This is a genomic window from Geobacillus sp. DSP4a, assembly GCF_013096875.1.
GTDB lineage: Bacteria > Bacillota > Bacilli > Bacillales > Anoxybacillaceae > Geobacillus > Geobacillus thermophilus.
In genome coordinates, this window is sequence record NZ_SDLD01000025.1 from 1 (window position 1) to 19,051 (window position 19,051).

Genomic DNA, 19,051 nt, shown 5'->3' on the forward strand with positions numbered 1-19,051 from the left:
TCGCCCTTCTTTCGGTGGTAGTGGTTTTGGTGACTCTATTCTACCAGAAAAAAGGGCGATTCTTCTATATTTGAGGCAAAAAAGTGGGGGCTGATCCCAAAACGCATTCGCGTTTTGGGTCAGCCCCTTTTCGTTTTACCCGCGCAGCACCGCGCCAAATTGTTTCTCGACCGCGGCGAGCACCCGCTCGTGGACGGCGGCGACTTCTTCATCCGTGAGCGTCCGCTCCGGATCGTAGTAGCGGAGCGAGAAGGCGAGCGATTTTTTCCCGTCCGGCAGGCGGTCGCCTTTGTAGACGTCAAAGAGGGAGACGTCTTTGACAAGCGGTTTCCCGGCTTCTTCGATCGCTTGCTTGAGGGCGCCAGCTTCGACGTTTTCGTCGACGACCAAGGCAATGTCGCGCACGACGGACGGGAATCGCGGAATCGGCTCGTAGCGGATCGCTTCACTTTCGGCGTTCAACAGCTCGGCCAAGGCGAGCTCGAAGACGTACGTTTCTTTTAAATCGTACTCTTTTTGCACGGCCGGATGGAGCTGGCCGACAAAGCCGATGACCCGGCCGTCAAGCACAATGTCCGCCGTCCGTCCGGGATGCAAATCGGCGCGTTTCGCCGGGCGGTACGCGATGCGCTTGGACAGCCCAAGCAAGTCGAACAACCCGTCAAGAACGCCTTTGGCGACGTAAAAATCAGCCGCTTTTTTCTCGCCTTGCCACAAATGGGCGTGCCATAAGCCGGTGAGAACGCCGGCAAGCCGCTCGTTTTCCGCCGGTTGGACGTGTTCTCCTTTGGACAAGTAGACAGAGCCGATTTCGTACAAGGCGACGTTCTCGACTTGGCGGGCGCGGTTGTAGCTCGCCGCTTCGAGCAGATGCGGAATCAAGCTTTGTCGAAGAACGCTCCGCTCTTCGCTCATCGGCAGCGCCAAGCGGATCGGTTCGGCCGTCTCAAGCGCAAAGCGCGTCGCTTTGTCCGGGCTCGTCAACGAATACGTGATCGCTTGGAACAAGCCGGCTCCTTCCAAATAGCGGCGGACGCGGCGGCGCTTCGCCTGGTACGGCGTGAGTCCGCCCGGTTTCGCCTCGGCCACCGGCAGCGTCGCCGGCAGGCGGTCGTAGCCGTACAAACGGGCGACTTCTTCAATGATATCTTCTTCAATTGCAATGTCGCGCCGACGCGACGGGACGTGGATCGTGAACGTTCCGTTGTCTTCCGTAAACGGAAATTGCAAGTTCGAAAGAATCGCGGCCACTTCCTCTTTCGACATTGCCGTGCCGAGGACGCCGTTGATGCGTTCGAGCGTGACCGTCACCACCACTGAGTCTTGGCGCCACACGCTCGCTTCGACGATGCCGCCGACGACCTCGCCGCCGGCGTATTCCGACATCAACGCCGCGGCGCGCTCGAGCGCTTCTTTCGTCCGCGCTGGATCGATCCCTTTTTCAAATCGGGTGCTCGCCTCGCTGCGCAGCCCGTGGTCTTTCACCGCTTGGCGGATGACCGGGCTTGTAAAGTACGCCGCTTCAATGAACACGGTCGTCGTGTCGTCGCGCACTTCCGAATTCGCCCCGCCCATCACGCCGGCTAAGGCGACCGGCTCGCGGCCGTTGGTGATGACGAGATGTTCTTCCGTCAGCTTCCGCTCGACATCATCAAGGGTGATGATCGTTTCGCCCGCTTTTGCACGGCGGACGACAATCTCCTTCGAACCGAGGCGGTCGTAGTCAAACGCATGAAGCGGCTGGCCGTACTCAAGCAAAATGTAGTTCGTAATGTCGACGACGTTGTTGTGCGGGCGAATGCCGGCCGCCATCAAACGCGCTTGCATCCAAAGAGGCGACGGGCCGATCCGGACGTTTTTCACAATCCGCCCGGCGTACAGCGGATTGTCTTCCGGCGCCTCAACGCGCACGGAAATGTATTCATGGACATGTTCGCTGTTTTCCTTGACCGCCGCTTCCGGCAGTTTTACATCGCGGCCGAGAATGGCGGCGACTTCATAGGCGACGCCGATCATGCTTAAACAATCGGCGCGGTTGGGCGTCAAGGACAGTTCAAGCACTTCGTCATGCAAGCCGAGCCACTCGATGGCATCGGCGCCGATCGGCGCGTCGCTTGGAAAGACGAAAATGCCGTCCGCGTATTCTTTCGGCACGACTTTCGTTTCGACGCCAAGCTCTTGGAGCGAACAAATCATACCGTTCGATTCTTCCCCGCGCAGCTTCGCCCGTTTGATTTTGAAATTGCCCGGCAGCACCGCCCCGACTTTGGCGACGGCGACTTTTTGCCCTTTGGCGACGTTCGGGGCGCCGCAAATGATTTGCACGGGTTCGTCCTCTCCCAAGTCGACAAGGCATTTCCGCAGTTTATCCGCGTTCGGGTGCGGCTCGCACTCGAGCACATGACCGATGACGACTCCTTTCATTCCCCGGTCAAGCGCTTCGACCCGCTCGACTTCAATGCCGCTTTTCGTAATCCGCTCCGCGAGCTCTTTGGCGGTGATGCCCGTCAAATCGACGTATTCCCCTAGCCAACGGTAAGAAACGAGCATTCCCAACTCCTCCTTTTTCTGTTACACACGCAAAAATTGCCGCAAGAAACGTAGATCGTTTTGATAGAAATGGCGGATGTCATCAATGCCATACTTCAGCATCGCGATCCGCTCCGGCCCCATGCCGAACGCAAAGCCGGTGTACGTTTTCGAATCAAAACCGGCCATCTCAAGCACGTTCGGATGCACCATGCCGGCTCCTAAAATTTCGATCCAACCGGTGCCTTTGCAGACGCCGCAGCCCCGCCCTTCGCAGCGGAAGCAGGACACATCAACTTCGACCGATGGTTCCGTGAACGGGAAAAAGCTCGGCCGGAAGCGGATGTCGCGCCCTTCCCCGAACAGCTTGCGGGCAAATTCGCGCAGCGTCCCTTTCAAATCGCTCATCCGGATGTTCCGGTCAACAACCAATCCTTCAATTTGCGTAAACTGGTGCGAATGCGTCGCATCATCGGTGTCGCGGCGATACACTTTGCCCGGGCAAATGATTTTCACTGGGCCGCGCCCGCGGTGCTTTTCCATCGTCCGCGCCTGCATCGGCGACGTATGGGTGCGAAGCAAAATCTCTTCCGTGATGTAAAACGAATCTTGCATATCGCGGGCCGGATGGCCTTTCGGCAAGTTGAGCGCCTCAAAGTTGTAATAGTCGGTCTCCACTTCCGGCCCTTCGGCGACCGTATAGCCCATGCCGATAAACAAGTCTTCAATTTCTTCAATGACACGCGTCAGCGGATGCGGGTTGCCAAGACTCACAGGCCGGCCCGGCAGCGTCACATCAATCGCCTCGGCAGCCAGCTTCCGCTCCACTTCCTCCTGTTCCAGTTTCGCTTGTTTCGCTTCCAGCGCCTGTTGGATTGCCTCTCTTACTTCATTGGCAAGCGCGCCGATTTTCGGGCGCTCTTCCGGCGGCAATGCCCCCATGCCGCGCAGCACTTCGGTGATCGGCCCTTTTTTGCCTAAATAGGCGACGCGCACGTCATTCAGTGCTTTGACGTCTTTCGCCTCATCGATTCGGCGAAGCGCTTCTTGCTTCAGCTCGTACAGCCGTTCTTTCACTTGAGTCCCTCCTCTATCCAAAATAAAAAACCCGCCCCCCCGGTAAGGGACGAGTTGTTGCTCGCGGTACCACCCTTGTTAACAGCACAAATGTGCTGTTCGCTTCATTGCGATAACGGCCGAAAGCCGGAACACCTTTACATCCCCTTTTGGGATGGTCCCGGTGCCAACTCGGGAGGTGAACTTCACTTGCGTCGGCCATAAAAACGCTCCCAGTCTCCGGCGTTTTCTCCCTGGATGGCGAGCAGCAAGCTACTTTTCTCCGTCATCGTTGTTGTCCGTATGGAAAATTGTCGCTATTCATTATACGCAAATGAGTAGGCAAAGGCAAGGTCAGGCCGAAATTTCTTTGCGCAGCTCATCGATTTCCGCTTCCTGTTCAATCGAGCGGATGGCAAGGCGCTCCATAATTTTTTCCTGCCGCACTTGCCCTTCCTTGAGCGCGGCGACATCTTTTTTGACCCCCAACATGTCCTTTTTCATGGCATCCATGTCCTTTTTCATGGCATCCATGTCTTTTTTCATGGCGTCCATGTCTTTTTTCATGGCGTCCACATCACTTTGAAGGCGATCGACTTTGTCTTCGAGTTGTTTCACGCTTCCTTGCAGCTTGACGATATCCATGCGCATTTGTTCGATGTAGGCCCCTTGAACATCAAGACGCTCGAGCACAGCGTTCAATAACGCCCGCAGTTCGCCATCCATCTGTCTCCGCTCCCTTGTCCTATTGATTTTCGATTCTATTTTACCGCACCGCCTGCAAGGAATAAAGCAAAATTCCGGCCGCGACGGCGACATTCAGCGACTCGGCTTGGCCGTAAATCGGGATGTAGATGGTTTCCGTCGTCATCTCGAGCCATTCGCGCCGGACGCCGCTTCCTTCATTGCCGACGAGCAAGGCGAAGGAAGACGAAGGCGGAACGGTGCGGTAATCGACGGCATTCTCCAAGGCCGTTCCGTACACCGGAATGCCCTGCTCCTTGAAACGCGCGATCCATTGCGCCAAATCGCCTTTGACAACCGGAAGATGAAACAGCGACCCTTGCGTCGCCCGCACGACTTTCGGATTGTACACATCGGCGCACCCTTCGCCAAGGATGACAGCATCGATCCCGGCGGCATCGGCGGTGCGAATCATCGTCCCGAGATTGCCCGGGTCTTGCACGGCGTCAATGAGCAAGGCGGTCTTCACGCCTTCAAGCTCGGCCGGCAGCTGTCGGCACACCGCGGCGATGCCTTGCGGCGTCTCCGTGCTGCTGATCGCCTTCATCACCGCTTCGGTCACGATCACAACCGGGACGCTGACGTCCCAGCCGGGCGGGATGGCTGTCCGCTCGTCCACCATCAGCTCAACAAGCGGCGCTCGGCTTTTTACAGCCTCTTCGACAAGATGAAACCCTTCAAGCAAAAACAATCCGGTCTCATCGCGCCCTTTTTTGGTCAGCAGCTTTTTCCATTGTTTGACGCGCGCATTTTTCGGCGATTCGATCCGCTTCACCGTTTCGTCCCCCAATGTTTGGCGATAAACTCGTCGCGCCCGGACGCGGCGCGGTCTTGCTTGTAATGCTCCGGATTTTTCTTATGGTAGTTTTGATGATACTCTTCCGCCGGGTAAAACGTCGTCGCCGGCAAAATTTTCGTTACAATCGGCTTCGAGAAGCGCCCGCTTTCCTCGAGCGCCCGCTTTGACTGCTCGGCGAGCTGGCGCTGTTTTTCGTTATGGTAAAAAATCGCCGTCCGGTATTGCGGCCCGCGGTCGTGAAACTGGCCGCCGTCATCGGTCGGGTCGATTTGACACCAATACAGCTCCAACAGCCGCTCATACGGAAAGACGTCCGGGTCAAACGTGATTTGCACCGCTTCGTAATGGCCGGTCGTGCCGGTTTTCACTTGCTCGTATGTTGGGTTTTCGACATGCCCGCCCGTATAGCCGGAGACGATGCCGTAAATGCCGTCAAGCTCCTCAAACGGCGTCACCATGCACCAAAAGCAGCCGCCGGCGAATGTCGCTTTTTCCATTGTGTCGTCACCTCATGCGTCAAGTTTCTTCATTTGATTATAACAAAATGTGCGCCGTTGTCATCTTTCACGACCAAAGCCAAGTTCCTTCACAAAGCCAGGCTCGTTCCGTTCCGCACGCCGGCCGCTCATGTCGCTGAGTCAAGCCGTTGTTTCATTTCGTCAAGCAAGCGGTCAAACAGCGGGATATAGTGTGTACGGATGCGTTCGTAAATGTCCATCGCCGTTTCTTCGTCATACGTATGGGACGTCCGGTTGCGGTCTTCCAGCATGCGAAGCCATGTCTCTCCGTCTTGAATCAACCCTTCCCGAAACGCCTCGCGAATCGTTTTCCTCGGACTCGTCACTTCAGCGTATCCCTGATGCTCCAAATAAAGTTTCATCCATTTCCATGCTAGTTCGTACGTGAATTCAAAGCGTTGAATGGTCGCATCAACAACAAGGTCATCCGTTTGAGCGTCTCTTGCGGCACTTTGCCGGAGTTTGGAGAGCGCCCGTTCGAAATCGTAAAATCGATCCATCAGCCGGCTCATGGTGACCATCACCTTCCCGTGCTCGTTCGTTTGAAAAATCGTCTTTCCTTCTTGGTCAATATTCATTTTTAGCTGTTCGTTGTGAATTTGATTGTAATCAACAACATCGATCGGATAAATGATCGGAAGTTCATCCAAGTCCGATTGCAGGAGGTACAGCGGGCCTCCCGGTTTTCGAAATTGGATCGCCAAATCGATATCCGATCCTTCCTTGTAATCGCCTCGTGCTCTTGAGCCGAACAAAATGACTTTTTCAATGACATCAGCATAACGGGAAAATAGATGGAGCAGTTGGCGAAATACCGTTCGTTCCAATCCATAGAGCGGTTTCTCGTCCATCGTCGCCATCACTCATTTCGGTCTAGTTTTTCCTCTATTATACCATATACGAGAGCCGCTCCATGTATAAATCCGCCGCCATTGGCAAACGATAACGGTGTACAATACGGCCAATGAGGTGAGACAAATGGATTTGAACTTGCGGAAAGCCATTATGCACAACGTCGCCAACAACTCGAAAGAACAGCTCGAGAATACAATCGAGGACGCGATCCAGCGTGGCGAGGAAAAATATTTGCCCGGCCTCGGCGTCCTCTTTGAAGCCATTTGGACGCACGCCAATGAACAGCAAAAAGACATGATGCTCACCACGCTCGAGCAGGCGGTTAAACAATGACGAACACCGGCCGAATCGGCCGGTGTTTTTATTCGTCAAACGTCAGTTGTTTCACTTTGTCGGCGTCAAGCCGTTTGATTACTTCGACAAGCAGCTTGACCGTGTTTTCATAATCGTCGCGATGCAAAATGGCGGCGTGCGAGTGGATGTAGCGCGTCGGAATGGCGATCGTGAGCGACGGAACGCCGATACCGGTTAAGTGAATTGCTCCCGCATCCGTACCGCCGCCCGGCATGGCATCAAAATGGTACGGAATGTTCATCTCTTCCGCCACTTCGATGACGAATTCGCGCAAGCCGCGGTGCGACACCATCGTCGCGTCGTACAGGACGATGTGCGGGCCGGCGCCGAGTTTGCCCATCGCTTCTTTTTCCGACACGCCCGGTGTATCGCCGGCAATGCCGACATCAACAGCAAACGCGATATCCGGCTGAATGAACTGGGCCGCTGTGCGCGCACCGCGCAAGCCGACTTCCTCTTGCACCGTGCCGACGCCGTATACGGTGTTCGGGTGGTCGACGCCTTTTAACTGCTTGAGCACATCGATGGCGACCGCACAGCCGATCCGGTTGTCCCATGCTTTCGCGAGCAGCATTTTTTCATTGTTCAATACCGTAAATTCAAAATACGGCACGATCATATCGCCCGGGCGGACGCCCCACTCCATCGCTTCCTCGCGGCTTGTCGCGCCGATGTCGATGAACATGTCTTTGATGTCGACCGGTTTTTTGCGCGCCTCCGGCGGCAAAATGTGCGGCGGCTTTGAGCCGATGACGCCGGTGATGTCGCCTTTTTTCGTCACGATCGTCACGCGCTGGGCGAGCATTACTTGGCTCCACCATCCGCCAAGCGTTTGGAAGCGGATGAATCCTTTGTCGTCGATTTGCGTCACCATAAAGCCGACTTCATCCAAATGGCCGGCGATCATCACTTTCGGCCCGCCTGATTTCCCTTCTTTTTTGGCGATCAAGCTGCCGAGGCCATCCGTTGTCACTTCATCCGCATACGGAGCTATGTATGTCTTCATCACATCGCGCGCTTCCCGCTCATTGCCGGGGACGCCTTTCGCATCGGTCAACGCTTTCAGCATTGTCAACGTTTCATCGAGCTTCACCATCTTGGCACCCCTTTCCGGTTTTGTCCACTTTTTTATTATACTTGAAAAGGCTGACGATTGGCAAAATGAATCATTCGCCACCCGAAAAAAGATCAGTAGCGCTCGTTTTGCCGCTTGTGGTTCACTTCATTTTTCCGCCGATACGCCGCCTCGATGTCGTCGGAAGAAAAACCGAGCGCCACGCCAAGCCGCCAATACTCCGCAAACAGCGCATCATATTCCCCTCGCGCTCTCGTCTCCCCGAACCGCTCGGCGGCGCGAAAGACGGCCAAAAACTGCTCAACAAGCGGCCGCTCGACAGCCGGAAGCTCCCGGCTTTCATAAAACAGCCCGCAATCCAGCCCGAGCGACAGCAAAAAATGCAAACCGTCGACATATTCCTCCAGCACCCGTTCCGCCGGCGCCGACGGTTTCACGCTCCAAAATTTAAAACAGCGCGTCTCATTGGCCAGCTCCCCAAGTTCGACGAGAAACGCAAGCATTTTCCGATTGAACAAGTCCTCATGCATAAGGCCGTGCTCTGTTTCAATCCGCTCATCCAACATGCGCTGCATATCGTAAAGCAAAGGCCAATTCATTCTCTCCTCCCCTTTCTACCTCATCCATCGCCAATAGAGAAACAGCTCCACCGCTGCCAACAGCGGCAAGCCATAGCCAAAAGCCCGATGGCGCGTTTTATGGCGAAACGTGTACATTCCAGCTGCCGCACCGATGGCCCCGCCCGCAAACGCCAGCAGCCAAAGCGTCCGCTCGGCGATGCGAAAGCGGCGGCGTTTCGCTTTTTGTTTGTCGAGCCCCATCATAAAAAAGGCAAGAAGATTGATCGCTATTCCGTATTGTACCATATCCATCCCTTTCCTTGACAGAAAAACAGCAGCGCTGATCGGCTTTCAAGCCCCCCATTTCGTTGCCGAAGAAAAACGGCCACCCTTTGTCAGGATGGCCGTCATGGTTACTTATTCAAGTTCGCTTTCGCCAAATCGGCGAGTTGGGCAAACGCCGCTTGGTCGTTGACCGCCAAGTCGGCGAGCATTTTCCGGTTGACTTCGACGCCGGCCAATTTCAAGCCGTGCATCAAACGGCTGTACGACAGGCCGTTTTGGCGGGCCGCCGCATTGATGCGGGCGATCCACAGTTTGCGGAAATCACGCTTCCGTTGACGGCGGTCGCGATACGCATACATGAGCGATTTCATCACTTGCTGGTTCGCAACTCTATATAACGCGTGTTTCGCGCCGAAATAGCCTTTTGCGAGTTTTAACACTTTTTTGCGACGTCTGCGCGTCACTGGTCCACCTTTTACGCGTGGCATAATCGTTCCCTCCTATAGTCGGTCGTTATTTCAAGTTGTCGAGCATTTGGCGAATGCGTTTGAAATCGCCAGGCGAAACGAGCGTCGCTTTGCGCAACTGGCGTTTTTGTTTTTTCGTTTTATTGGCAAACAAGTGGCTCGTATACGCATGGCCGCGTTTCAATTTGCCGCTCGCCGTCTTTTTGAACCGTTTCGCCGAGCCGCGGTGAGTTTTCATTTTTGGCATCACAGTTTCCTCCTTACTTGTTGTCGTTTTTCGGTGCGAGCACGAGAAACATGTTGCGCCCGTCCATTTTCGGCGCCGTTTCGACGACCGCGATGTCGGCGCACGCTTCCGAGAAGCGGTCAAGGACGCGCTGTCCGATTTCTTTATGGGTGATCGCCCGTCCTTTGAAGCGGATCGTCGCTTTCACTTTATCGCCTTTTTCCAAAAACTTGCGCGCGTTGCGCAGTTTCGTGTTGAAGTCATGCTCCTCGATCGTTGGGCTGAGGCGCACTTCTTTCACATTGATGACCTTTTGCTTTTTGCGCGCTTCTTTTTCTTTCTTCTGCTGCTCGAAGCGGAATTTCCCGTAATCCATGATGCGGCAAACAGGCGGTTTGGCGTTCGGCGCCACAAGCACGAGGTCCAAGTTGCGTCTCGCCGCAATTTCGAGCGCTTCCTGCTTCGACTTGATGCCAAGTTGGTCGCCGTTTTGATCGATCAAGCGCACTTCCCGGGCACGAATTTGCTCGTTGATAATGAAATCTTTGCTAATAATGAGCCACCTCCAAGGTTTTTTCCAACTGGCTTGTTTGCCGGCAGAGCCCGCTCTCAACGAAAAAGCGCGGATGCACAAAGCACCCGCGCACGACGTTCGGACAAAAAGTTGGCGAACCGTAACAACCTGCCAACAGCCTTCTTAGCGTCGGTCAGGTGAGAAGCGGGCGCTTCTGCTTTCGTTACAAACAAGCAATCATTCCACTTTATACACTATACCACCTTGGCGATGACATGTCAAGGAGCGGCTCTTGATAAACACAACGTCCTTTATTATAATGGATTCTCACTTCGTTAGCAAGAGAAAATTTTCAGTTGACCGCAACAATGCGCTCCAGCCTCCGCCTGCGCGCGAAAAAAAAGCGGTCCGAAACGCGTCAGACCGCCATAGGTCGTTCCTTATTTCGCCCGTTTTTCCCGCACGTCTTCCGCTAACAAGGCGGCAAATTCATCAAGCCCCATCGTCCGGCTCTCTTTTTCGCCGTAGCGTCGGACGTTGACCGCTCGCTCGGCCGCCTCTTTGTCGCCGACAACGAGCATGTACGGGATTTTTTGCATTTGCGCTTCGCGGATTTTGTAGCCGATTTTTTCGTCGCGCTCGTCGACTTCAACGCGGAAGCCGCGTTCTTTCAGCGTCCGCTGCACGTCATAGGCGTAATCGAGGTGCGCCTCCGGCGACACCGGGATCACCTTGACTTGAACCGGGGCGAGCCATGTCGGGAACGCGCCTTTGTATTCTTCGATCAAGAACGCGACAAACCGCTCCATCGTTGAGACGACGCCGCGGTGGATGACAACCGGGCGGTGCGGCTTCCCGTCTTCGCCGATGTACGTAAGGTCAAAACGTTCCGGCAAGAGGAAGTCGAGCTGCACCGTTGAGAGCGTTTCGTCTTTGCCGAGCGCCGTGCGCACTTGCACATCGAGCTTCGGCCCGTAAAACGCCGCTTCCCCTTCAGCCTCATAGTAGTCGAGACCGAGCTCGTCCATCGCTTCGCGCAGCATTCGTTGCGCTTTTTCCCACATTTCATCGTCGTCGTAATATTTTTCTTTGTCATGCGGATCGCGGTATGACAAGCGGAACGAGTACTCGTCAAGCCCGAAATCTTTGTATACTTCTAAAATCAAGTTGACGACACGTTTAAACTCGTCTTTGATTTGGTCAGGGCGCACGAAAATATGGGCGTCATTAAGCGTCATGCCGCGGACGCGCTGCAAGCCGGTAAGCGCTCCGGACATTTCGTAGCGGTGCATCGTGCCAAGTTCGGCGATGCGAATCGGCAGCTCACGGTAGCTGTGCAGCTTGCTTTTGTAAATCATCATATGGTGCGGGCAGTTCATCGGACGCAGCACAAGCTGTTCATTGTCCATTTCCATCGGCGGGAACATGTTTTCTTTGTAATGGTCCCAGTGTCCTGACGTTTTGTACAGCTCGACGCTGCCGAGCACCGGCGTATACACATGGTCATAGCCAAGCTCGATTTCTTTGTCGACGATATACCGTTCAATGATCCGGCGGATCGTCGCCCCCTTCGGCAGCCAAAGCGGCAAGCCTTGCCCGACTTTTTGCGACGTCGCAAACAGCTCAAGCTCTTTTCCTAATTTGCGGTGGTCGCGCTCCTTTGCCTCTTCGAGAAGATGCAGATAGCGCTCCAAATCTTCCTTCTTGAAAAACGCTGTCCCGTAAATGCGCTGCAGCATTTTGTTGTTGCTGTCACCGCGCCAGTAGGCCCCCGAGATGCTGAGCAGCTTGAATTCTTTGATCTTGCCGGTCGACGGCACGTGCACGCCGCGGCAAAGGTCGAAAAACTCGCCTTGCTCGTAAATGGAAATCGTCTCGCCTTCCGGAATATCAGCGATCAACTCGAGCTTCAACTCATCGCCGATTTCTTCATACAGCCGGATAGCTTCTTCACGGCTCACTTCTTTGCGGACGATATCCAAGTTTTCTTTGACAATGTTGCGCATTTCCGCCTCAATTTTCGGCAAATCGTCCGGCGTCAGCTTATGCTCCATATCGATATCATAGTAGAAGCCGTTTTCAATAACGGGTCCGACGCCGAGCTTGACGTTGCGATACAGCCGTTTGATCGCCTGCGCCATTAAATGGGCGGCGCTATGGCGCAAAATATCAAGCGCCTCTGGCATATCTTGGGTGATAATCACCAGCTCGCCGTCCTCATGAAGCGGCGTGCGCAAATCGACGAACCGGCCGTTCAGTTTCCCGGCGATCGCTTTTTTCTTCAGCCCCGGACTGATCGACGCGGCGATGTCTTCGGTCGATGTCCCGCTCGCAAACTCCTTTTGCGCCCCGTCCGGGAACGTGATGCGAATCATGTCTGGCATCGGCAATCACTCCTTTGTCATAATTAAAAAAGAAAAAAACTCCTCCCTCAAAAGGGACGAGTTTTCGTCGTGGTTCCACCCTTCTTCCCATGGCAACACAACGCCATGGCTCAACAACAATAACGGCTAGCCACCGGCGGCAACTACTGGGCGCTCCGTTCGCTGCCGCAGCTCTGAGGGGGTAAGCGCATTTTTCGTGTTAGGAAGGTTCCAGCCGCCGCCTTCCCTCTCTGGAAACCGTAAAAATGCACCCATATCCTCGTCATCGCTTGTCTATGCGGTTATTCATGTACGATATTATAGCGGAACCGAAAAGAAAAATCAAGATTCTTCCCCATTTCCGGCGCTGGCGACAAACAAGCGGGAAAAATCAGCGCGGCGGCGGAGGCGAAGCCGCTCTTGAAACACGTTTTGCAGCGTCTGCACCATGCCGTCATCCGGGTGGTCGGTATACAGCTCAATTTCCGCCGGAGCAAGCGAGACAAGCGGCGCGAGCACCGAAGAATCGATATACATCGGCTGGCTGACGACGAGATGGCGGTCGATCAGCTGTTTCACTTCCGCCGCCGACAGCTCGCGGCGGTGGCGGTCGTAAAACACGAAGTGCGGCGGGTCGTGCACCAAATACAGGCGCGGCCATTGCGGCGTCCGGCCAACCAGGCATTCGCGCAGCATTTGCACGAAAGTTTGATACTCTTGCTCCAATTTGTACTCGTCAATCGCGAGCCCGACATAATGTTCAAGCCGCTCGATGTACGGCTTCAGCCGAAAGGTGACAAACGACGAAAACGAGAAGGACAGCCCGTCGCGCAAAAACGAAGCGCACGCCTCGCGCAGCAGCGCCATGCGCGAAGCAGCAAACTCCGTCCCTTTCTGATAATCGCGCCGTTCACCGTCCAAAAACGAATGGGCGAGCGCCAAAATTTGCTGCTGTTCCTCGCGGTCGCGAAAATAAAAGACACCGGAAATGATCGACAACAACAGCCGGTCTTCGAGGACAGACTGCACAAATGCAGTCATGGCTGGTATGATATACGTCTCGAGCACGTGCTTCTCGTCGCCGTATATGTAAACCGCCACGATCTTGTTTCCGTCGTAAGCGGCGTGAAACAGCGGACAGGCATCCCGTTTCCGTTCATTCAGCAGCCAAAACAGTTTCTCCGCCTCGCTTGCCTTGTCAAAATGGATTTCGATCACCCGCTGTCCCCCCTTCTCCGAGATCAACGCTTGGTTTATATATATGGGGACAATCAGCTGTTTAGACTAAAAAAGCGCAAAACGTCCAACGTTTCCCGCCTACAGGGATGCGCCGCTCGGCGGCTGCGGCGGACGGAGCGCACAGACATTCGCAACGGGTTCATTCGCCAAGATGCCCCGCTCCTTGGCGGCTGGCGGAGAATGCATCCTTTCCGCCCCAGCGCAGAAAAACGGCGCCCCCTTGCGTCAGGGGACGCCTTAAGCGCGCCGTTTGACCGCTTATCCATCATTCGCGGCGGTTTGGCCCGGTAATTTCAACCGGGTGCGCGAGTGAGCGGATCCGCTCCATAATGCGGGCGGCTTTCACTTTTTCTTCCTCGCCGCGCTGCGAATACGTCAAATGGTGGGCGAGCTGCTTCATATCAAAGTTGGAGGTGAAAAAGGTCGGCAAATTTTCAAACATCCGGTATTGCAAAATTGGGCCGAGCACATCGTCGCGCACCCAGCTCGACATCGCCTCCGCTCCAAGGTCATCGAGCATGAGCACCGGCACTTTTTTCACATAATCGAGCTTTTCGTTCATCGTCTGATCTTGCAATGAATGCTTCAGCTCGCGAAACAGCTCCGGCACATAGACGATGAGCGACGGAATGTTCCGTTTCGCCAGTTCATTGGCGATCGCCCCGAGCAAATACGTTTTGCCGACGCCGAACGACCCGTACAAGTACAATCCTTTCATTTTTTTCCCCGGCTCGTACTCCGTCACGAACTTCTCTGCAAACTGGATGGCTTTAATGCGCCCATCGTCGCTAAGATCCACATCCGACAGCGAAGCTTGCAAAATTTCCCGCGGCACGAACATGCTTTGAATGAGCGCTTCCTGCCTTCTCCGTTCATCATCTTGCACTTTTTTCGGGCAGCGGTCGTATTCAACGTCAATTCGCCCGCCGGCGACCACCAAGTTCGGATGATACCCCGGCAGCATATTTGGGCATTGCTCGAGCCCTGGGCACTGGCGGCAATGGCCATGTTGCTCGATAAATTCGTACAGCTTCATTAAACTTCGGTCCACCGCATCGCGCGACAGCTGCTGCTCGTGCGCCTGCAAAAACGGCTGCACGTCCGGATGCGTCAAAATATAGCGCCGCATTTGTTCATAGCGCCGCCGGAACCCTTCGTTTCCGAACAGCCGCTGCAACAGTTGATTTACTCGTTCCATCGCCTTTACACCTACGATCCATCACGGTATTTTTTCAGCCGTTCCTCGAGCTCTTTGCGCGCCTGTTCCACATCAAAGTCGTCATCATCCGGCTGGCTGTAATCCATGTTCAGCCAGTCGGGGACGATTTCGGTGCGCACGACTTTGCGCACTGTCCGCGTCCCTTTTTCTTTTTCATTCGCCCAGTTTTGGTACGTCTTTGCTTCCTCTTTAGCCAGCTCCATCGCCTCTTTGACGGTGCGCACCTTTTTGCGCGCCCAATGGCTGGCGATTTTCTCGACATATTTTTTCGATAGTTTCATATTCGTCCGCAGCATGACGTAATAAATCAGCACATTGACGACGCCCGGAAGAAGCTGCTGTTGAAACATAATATCTTCGATCAATTGCAAATCGGCGAGCGACGGCTCCGCTCCCCCGGAAATTTCCTTCAGAAGCTGGCGCGGGGAGATCGTCTCGAGCTGCTTCATCAACGCCTCCTCTTTTGTGCGCGGCTCGATGTATTCCATCGTCCGGTAAGCGAGCGGCTGCACCCGTTCGACAAGGCGCGGGGCGGCGCCGCCGTGCTCGATCTCATACCACTCCCGGGCCGCCCGGCGCAGGGCGTCAATGTCAATCTCGTATGCCGGATCGATGACGCCGAGGACAATTTTTTGCATTTCCAGCGGCGGGATGCCGTACAAAAATGCCAACTTTTTGATCGCTTCTTTCACTTTCGCGGTTACGGCCCGGCGCGGCACCATCTGTTTCGACAAGCCGGCAAAAAACAGCTCAAAATCAAACACGCCGTCATCGAGCGCATACGACGCCTCGTCCCGCCCCATGTGCACTTTTCCATCCGGCGGCTCGAGCTCGCGCCCGGCCTCTTCATTGAATCCCGCGACGATTTGTTCAGCATGAACGGACGAAAATACGTCCGAAAACGCGCGCGTCACCCGGGTGAACTTTGTCTCATCCACAACCGGGCAGGCAAAACAGTCATTCAGCTGGGCAAACATATGACGGCCGACTTGCCGGTACAAAAAGACGCCGAGCATTTCGTCGCGGAAAAATTGATCCGGCGCCAGCGGCGGGCGCAGCTCATACACAAACTGCTTCGGCTCTTCCGCCTCGGGGGCGTGGACGTACGTATTCAGCAGCCCGATGCCTTCGAGCTTCAGCCGCTCGCTGTAAATGTCCGGCAGACCGCACTGCATGAGCGCCATAAGCCGATGGTGGGTCGCTTCCCGGCCGCCAAGCAGCTCGAGCTCCCCCCAAAGCGTCATATATAAGGCGAGCGCACGATGGCCGATCAGCGGCTGATACAGCATAGTCAACACTTTTCGGTCCGCATCGTGCAGCGCAGTGCGGCTTTGCACCATATACCGATCAACGGCCAACAACTCTTTCCAATGGTGTGGCATCGCTCCGACCTTCCATTCTGCCATATTCGTTTCCATCCACCTCTCGCCTTCCCGGCCGAAAAATAAGCTGAAAAAAGGGCCTGCCGCATTCCCGCCCGAGCCCTTTTACCGTTGTCCTTTTTTAATCAGCTCTTTTAGCTCTTCGATAAATACGTTGATATCTTTAAACTGCCGATAGACGGAAGCGAAGCGGACATAGGCCACCTCATCGATGCGCGACAGCCGCTCCATGACCATTTCGCCGATCGTTTCGCTTTTTACTTCCGATACGCCTTGGCTGCGCAGCTCGCGCTCGATTTCCTGCGTCACTTTTTCCAATTGCTCAAGCGCCACCGGCCGTTTTTCACACGCTTTGATCAAACCGCGCAAAATTTTTTCCCGGCTGAACTCCTCGCGCGTCCCTTCTTTTTTGACGACAATCAGCGGCGGTTCCTCGACCCGCTCAAACGTCGTAAATCGATAGTGGCATTGTTCGCACTCGCGCCGGCGGCGAATCGAGCGGCCTTCTTCGGCCGGGCGCGAGTCAAGCACGCGCGTGCCTTGGTGATGGCATGACGGACATCGCATAACATCCACTCCGTTCCTCTTCTTATCTTCTATCATACCGGAATGGCAGAGGGCAGACAAGCCATAGTCAGCTATTGAGGCCAGAACCAATATACGGCAGGCGGCCGTCAAGCTTCCGGTATAACTCAAGGATGACCGCCCGGCTGCGGCCAAAATCAAACGGCAAGAACTTTGTCTCGGTCGTCACCGAAAAGTCCACCGCCGTTTCAAACGGGCGGACGGAAATGACGGTGGCGACGATAAACAGCTTGGGGCCACGCCGCGTTTGGGCGCAAAGCTCGCCGCGCTCTTCGGAAACGGAAAGCAGCTCGGCGTCAGGCAGCGAAGCGAGCAGCTCTTTCACCGCGTCGATGACAGCGCGGTGGGCCGCTTTGTAGTAATGGCTCCGGAGCTCGGCGTCCTCATGGTTTTCCCGCGTTTCGCAATGGTTCGTCAACGCATACTTCAACTTTTTCCACATGCTCATAGCCACGTCTCCCTAATCGTTCTTTTTTTTCACCATCATACCATGATTTTGGCCGCCATGGCACCGCCGAAAGCGTAAAAAAAGGAGCGTCCTGTTTACGCTCCTTTTGCTTCCGTTGTTATGGAATTACAGCGCGTGCGCCTTTTTCACTTCAATCGGGCGCATGCCGCGCGGCAGCTCAATCGTTTCCCGCGTTTGCGCGCCAAGCTTTTCGGCGATGTAATCCGCGGCGATGGTCGGGTCTAAATGGCCGCATGTATACACATCAATGCTGGCATAGCCGTGTTCCGGAAACGTATGAATCGTTAAATGGGATTCGGAAATAATGACGACCCCGCTTACGCCTTGCGGAGCGAATTTATGGAACGCGACTTCGCGAATTTCCGCTCCCGACTTTAATGCGGCGTCTACAAACGTTTTTTCAATAAAGTCCATATCGTTCAGTTTGTCAAAGTCGCATCCCCAAAGTTCCGAGATAACGTGACGACCCATCGTATCCATGCGAAAGTCCCCCTTTTAACCAATTTTCTCAAATAAAAAACAGATTTGTAGGTTGCAAAATGGCATGTATAACTACCACGGGGGAAAGTTAGTCCTAAGAGGTCCTAACCCTTTAAGTAGTCACATTACCTTTGCCGTTAAGAAGTTCACGAAACATAGTATACTTTGTTTAGGGGGTTTTTGCAACAGGCTTTTTTAATTTTTCGCATGCCAAAAGGAAAAAGCGCCCACACCGCCACACGGGCGGATCGGACGCTTTTCGCATCTTTTCACGATTGCGAGATTGGAAGAAAAACTGCTTAAGCGCTCACATGAAGACGCTCATTCATTTTGGCGGCGACAAGGCTGGTCAAGTCGACGACGCGGCACGAATAGCCCCACTCGTTGTCGTACCAGGCGAGCACTTTCACTTTCCGGCCGTCAATCACCATTGTCGACAAACCGTCAATGATCGCCGAATGCGGGTTCGTGTTGAAATCGATCGACACAAGCGGCTCCATCGTGAAATCCAAAATGCCTTTCAGCGGACCATTGGCTGCGCGGAGAAGAGCTTCGTTCACTTCCTCGACCGTCACATCCCGCTTGACGTCAACGACCAAATCGACAAGCGACACGTTCGGCGTCGGAACGCGCAACGCCATGCCATGAAGCTTTCCTTTTAAATGCGGCAACACCAGCCCGAGCGCCTTCGCGGCTCCCGTCGTCGTCGGGATGATCGACTGGGCGCATGAACGGGCGCGGCGCAAATCTTTATGCGGATTGTCGATGTTTTTTTGATCGTTCGTATAAGCATGAACAGTTGTCATCAGGCCGTTTTCAATTCCGAACGCTTCATCAAGCACTTTCACGACCGGGGCGAGGCAGTTCGTCGTGCACGAAGCGTTGGAAATGATAAAATGACGGTCAATATCCAACATCTGTTCATTGACGCCGACGACAATCGTCACATCCTCATTTTTGCCCGGAGCGGTTAAAATGACGCGTTTCGCCCCAGCATCCAAGTGAAGGCTTGCCTTTTCGCGGGCGTTAAATTTGCCGGTCGCTTCAATCACAATATCAATATCAAGCTCTTTCCACGGCAATTGTTGCGGATCGCGCAAGTTCAGCAATTTCACCTTTTTGCCGTTGACAAGCAATCCGTCTTCCAAAGCGGCGACATCGCCGTCGAATTTGCCGTGGTTGGAGTCGTATTTCACCAAATGGGCTAACGTTTCCGGCGGATAGCTGGCATTCACCGCCACAATTTCAAGGTCGGGAGAATTGATGGCTCTCCGGAATACCATCCGTCCAATTCGTCCGAATCCGTTAATCGCCACTTTCGCCTTCATTCAC

The 19,051-nt window shown here is 54.6% G+C and carries 21 protein-coding genes and 3 other annotated features; of the genes, 1 reads left to right on the plus strand and 20 read right to left on the minus strand.

The features are described from left to right. Positions 1 to 135: 135 nt before the first annotated feature. The 6 genes from pheT to ETC02_RS10075 form a co-directional block, all read right to left on the minus strand. Complete coding sequence (gene pheT / locus ETC02_RS10050; protein ID WP_021322144.1) at positions 136 to 2,550, minus strand: phenylalanine--tRNA ligase subunit beta; 2,415 nt, start codon at positions 2,548 to 2,550, stop codon at positions 136 to 138. Positions 2,551 to 2,571: 21 nt separating this feature from the next. After that, positions 2,572 to 3,606 (minus strand): phenylalanine--tRNA ligase subunit alpha, encoded by a 1,035-nt coding sequence (gene pheS / locus ETC02_RS10055; RefSeq protein WP_050367657.1) that lies wholly within the window; start codon positions 3,604 to 3,606, stop codon positions 2,572 to 2,574. Positions 3,607 to 3,648: 42 nt separating this feature from the next. Continuing rightward, positions 3,649 to 3,884 (minus strand) — a binding site (T-box leader). A gap of 55 nt (positions 3,885 to 3,939) precedes the next feature. Beyond that, a complete protein-coding gene (locus ETC02_RS10060; RefSeq protein ID WP_011232182.1) occupies positions 3,940 to 4,311 on the minus strand; it encodes a hypothetical protein in 372 nt (123 codons plus the stop codon). Between the two features lie 40 nt (positions 4,312 to 4,351). Further along, on the minus strand, positions 4,352 to 5,104 hold the full coding sequence (locus tag ETC02_RS10065) for a TrmH family RNA methyltransferase (RefSeq protein ID WP_033010801.1): 753 nt from the start codon (positions 5,102 to 5,104) through the stop codon (positions 4,352 to 4,354). Further along, complete coding sequence (msrA, locus tag ETC02_RS10070; RefSeq protein ID WP_013144533.1) at positions 5,101 to 5,625, minus strand: peptide-methionine (S)-S-oxide reductase MsrA; 525 nt, start codon at positions 5,623 to 5,625, stop codon at positions 5,101 to 5,103. The genes ETC02_RS10065 and msrA overlap by 4 nt, the downstream gene beginning before the upstream one ends. Before the next feature lie 128 nt (positions 5,626 to 5,753). Beyond that, positions 5,754 to 6,497, minus strand: coding sequence for an HI0074 family nucleotidyltransferase substrate-binding subunit (locus tag ETC02_RS10075; RefSeq protein ID WP_033010811.1), 744 nt, complete (start codon positions 6,495 to 6,497; stop codon positions 5,754 to 5,756). 127 nt (positions 6,498 to 6,624) lie between these two features. Here ETC02_RS10075 and sspI point away from each other — a divergent pair, with 127 nt between their 5' ends. Continuing rightward, entirely contained in the window at positions 6,625 to 6,834 is a 210-nt protein-coding gene (gene sspI, locus ETC02_RS10080; RefSeq protein WP_015375579.1) for a small acid-soluble spore protein SspI, read from the plus strand. 28 nt (positions 6,835 to 6,862) lie between these two features. Here the strand turns inward: sspI and ETC02_RS10085 are convergent, their stop codons facing one another. The 14 genes from ETC02_RS10085 to ETC02_RS10150 form a co-directional block, all read right to left on the minus strand. Beyond that, positions 6,863 to 7,951, minus strand: a complete 1,089-nt coding sequence (locus ETC02_RS10085) for a M42 family metallopeptidase (RefSeq protein WP_033010802.1) — start codon at positions 7,949 to 7,951, stop codon at positions 6,863 to 6,865. A 92-nt stretch (positions 7,952 to 8,043) separates the two neighbouring features. After that, entirely contained in the window at positions 8,044 to 8,529 is a 486-nt protein-coding gene (locus ETC02_RS10090; protein WP_171698248.1) for a dUTP diphosphatase, read from the minus strand. Positions 8,530 to 8,544: 15 nt separating this feature from the next. Further along, positions 8,545 to 8,796 (minus strand): DUF1294 domain-containing protein, encoded by a 252-nt coding sequence (locus tag ETC02_RS10095; protein ID WP_041470570.1) that lies wholly within the window; start codon positions 8,794 to 8,796, stop codon positions 8,545 to 8,547. Between the two features lie 107 nt (positions 8,797 to 8,903). Then, positions 8,904 to 9,263, minus strand: coding sequence for a 50S ribosomal protein L20 (gene rplT / locus ETC02_RS10100; RefSeq protein ID WP_011887944.1), 360 nt, complete (start codon positions 9,261 to 9,263; stop codon positions 8,904 to 8,906). A gap of 25 nt (positions 9,264 to 9,288) precedes the next feature. Continuing rightward, complete coding sequence (gene rpmI / locus ETC02_RS10105) at positions 9,289 to 9,489, minus strand: 50S ribosomal protein L35 (protein WP_025949458.1); 201 nt, start codon at positions 9,487 to 9,489, stop codon at positions 9,289 to 9,291. 13 nt (positions 9,490 to 9,502) lie between these two features. Beyond that, entirely contained in the window at positions 9,503 to 10,081 is a 579-nt protein-coding gene (gene infC, locus ETC02_RS10110) for a translation initiation factor IF-3 (protein WP_080729625.1), read from the minus strand. Beyond that, positions 10,077 to 10,208 (minus strand) — a sequence feature (ribosomal protein L20 leader region). Its footprint overlaps the gene before it by 5 nt. Positions 10,209 to 10,422: 214 nt before the next feature. Beyond that, positions 10,423 to 12,366, minus strand: coding sequence for a threonine--tRNA ligase (gene thrS / locus ETC02_RS10115; RefSeq protein WP_033010805.1), 1,944 nt, complete (start codon positions 12,364 to 12,366; stop codon positions 10,423 to 10,425). Positions 12,367 to 12,415: 49 nt separating this feature from the next. Then, positions 12,416 to 12,641 (minus strand) — a binding site (T-box leader). 46 nt (positions 12,642 to 12,687) lie between these two features. Further along, positions 12,688 to 13,563, minus strand: coding sequence for a putative sporulation protein YtxC (ytxC, locus tag ETC02_RS10120; RefSeq protein WP_050367658.1), 876 nt, complete (start codon positions 13,561 to 13,563; stop codon positions 12,688 to 12,690). Between the two features lie 286 nt (positions 13,564 to 13,849). Next, entirely contained in the window at positions 13,850 to 14,782 is a 933-nt protein-coding gene (gene dnaI, locus ETC02_RS10125; RefSeq protein ID WP_033010808.1) for a primosomal protein DnaI, read from the minus strand. Between the two features lie 11 nt (positions 14,783 to 14,793). Further along, entirely contained in the window at positions 14,794 to 16,185 is a 1,392-nt protein-coding gene (locus ETC02_RS10130; protein ID WP_033014406.1) for a replication initiation and membrane attachment family protein, read from the minus strand. Between the two features lie 105 nt (positions 16,186 to 16,290). After that, positions 16,291 to 16,752: a transcriptional regulator NrdR gene (gene nrdR, locus ETC02_RS10135; protein ID WP_033008531.1), complete on the minus strand. Its 462-nt coding sequence runs from the start codon at positions 16,750 to 16,752 to the stop codon at positions 16,291 to 16,293. A gap of 67 nt (positions 16,753 to 16,819) precedes the next feature. Further along, a complete protein-coding gene (locus tag ETC02_RS10140; RefSeq protein ID WP_033008532.1) occupies positions 16,820 to 17,218 on the minus strand; it encodes a hypothetical protein in 399 nt (132 codons plus the stop codon). 126 nt (positions 17,219 to 17,344) lie between these two features. Further along, a complete protein-coding gene (gene speD / locus ETC02_RS10145; protein ID WP_033008533.1) occupies positions 17,345 to 17,719 on the minus strand; it encodes an adenosylmethionine decarboxylase in 375 nt (124 codons plus the stop codon). A gap of 299 nt (positions 17,720 to 18,018) precedes the next feature. Next, entirely contained in the window at positions 18,019 to 19,047 is a 1,029-nt protein-coding gene (locus tag ETC02_RS10150; RefSeq protein WP_050367659.1) for a glyceraldehyde-3-phosphate dehydrogenase, read from the minus strand. Between the last annotated feature and the right edge of the window lie 4 nt (positions 19,048 to 19,051).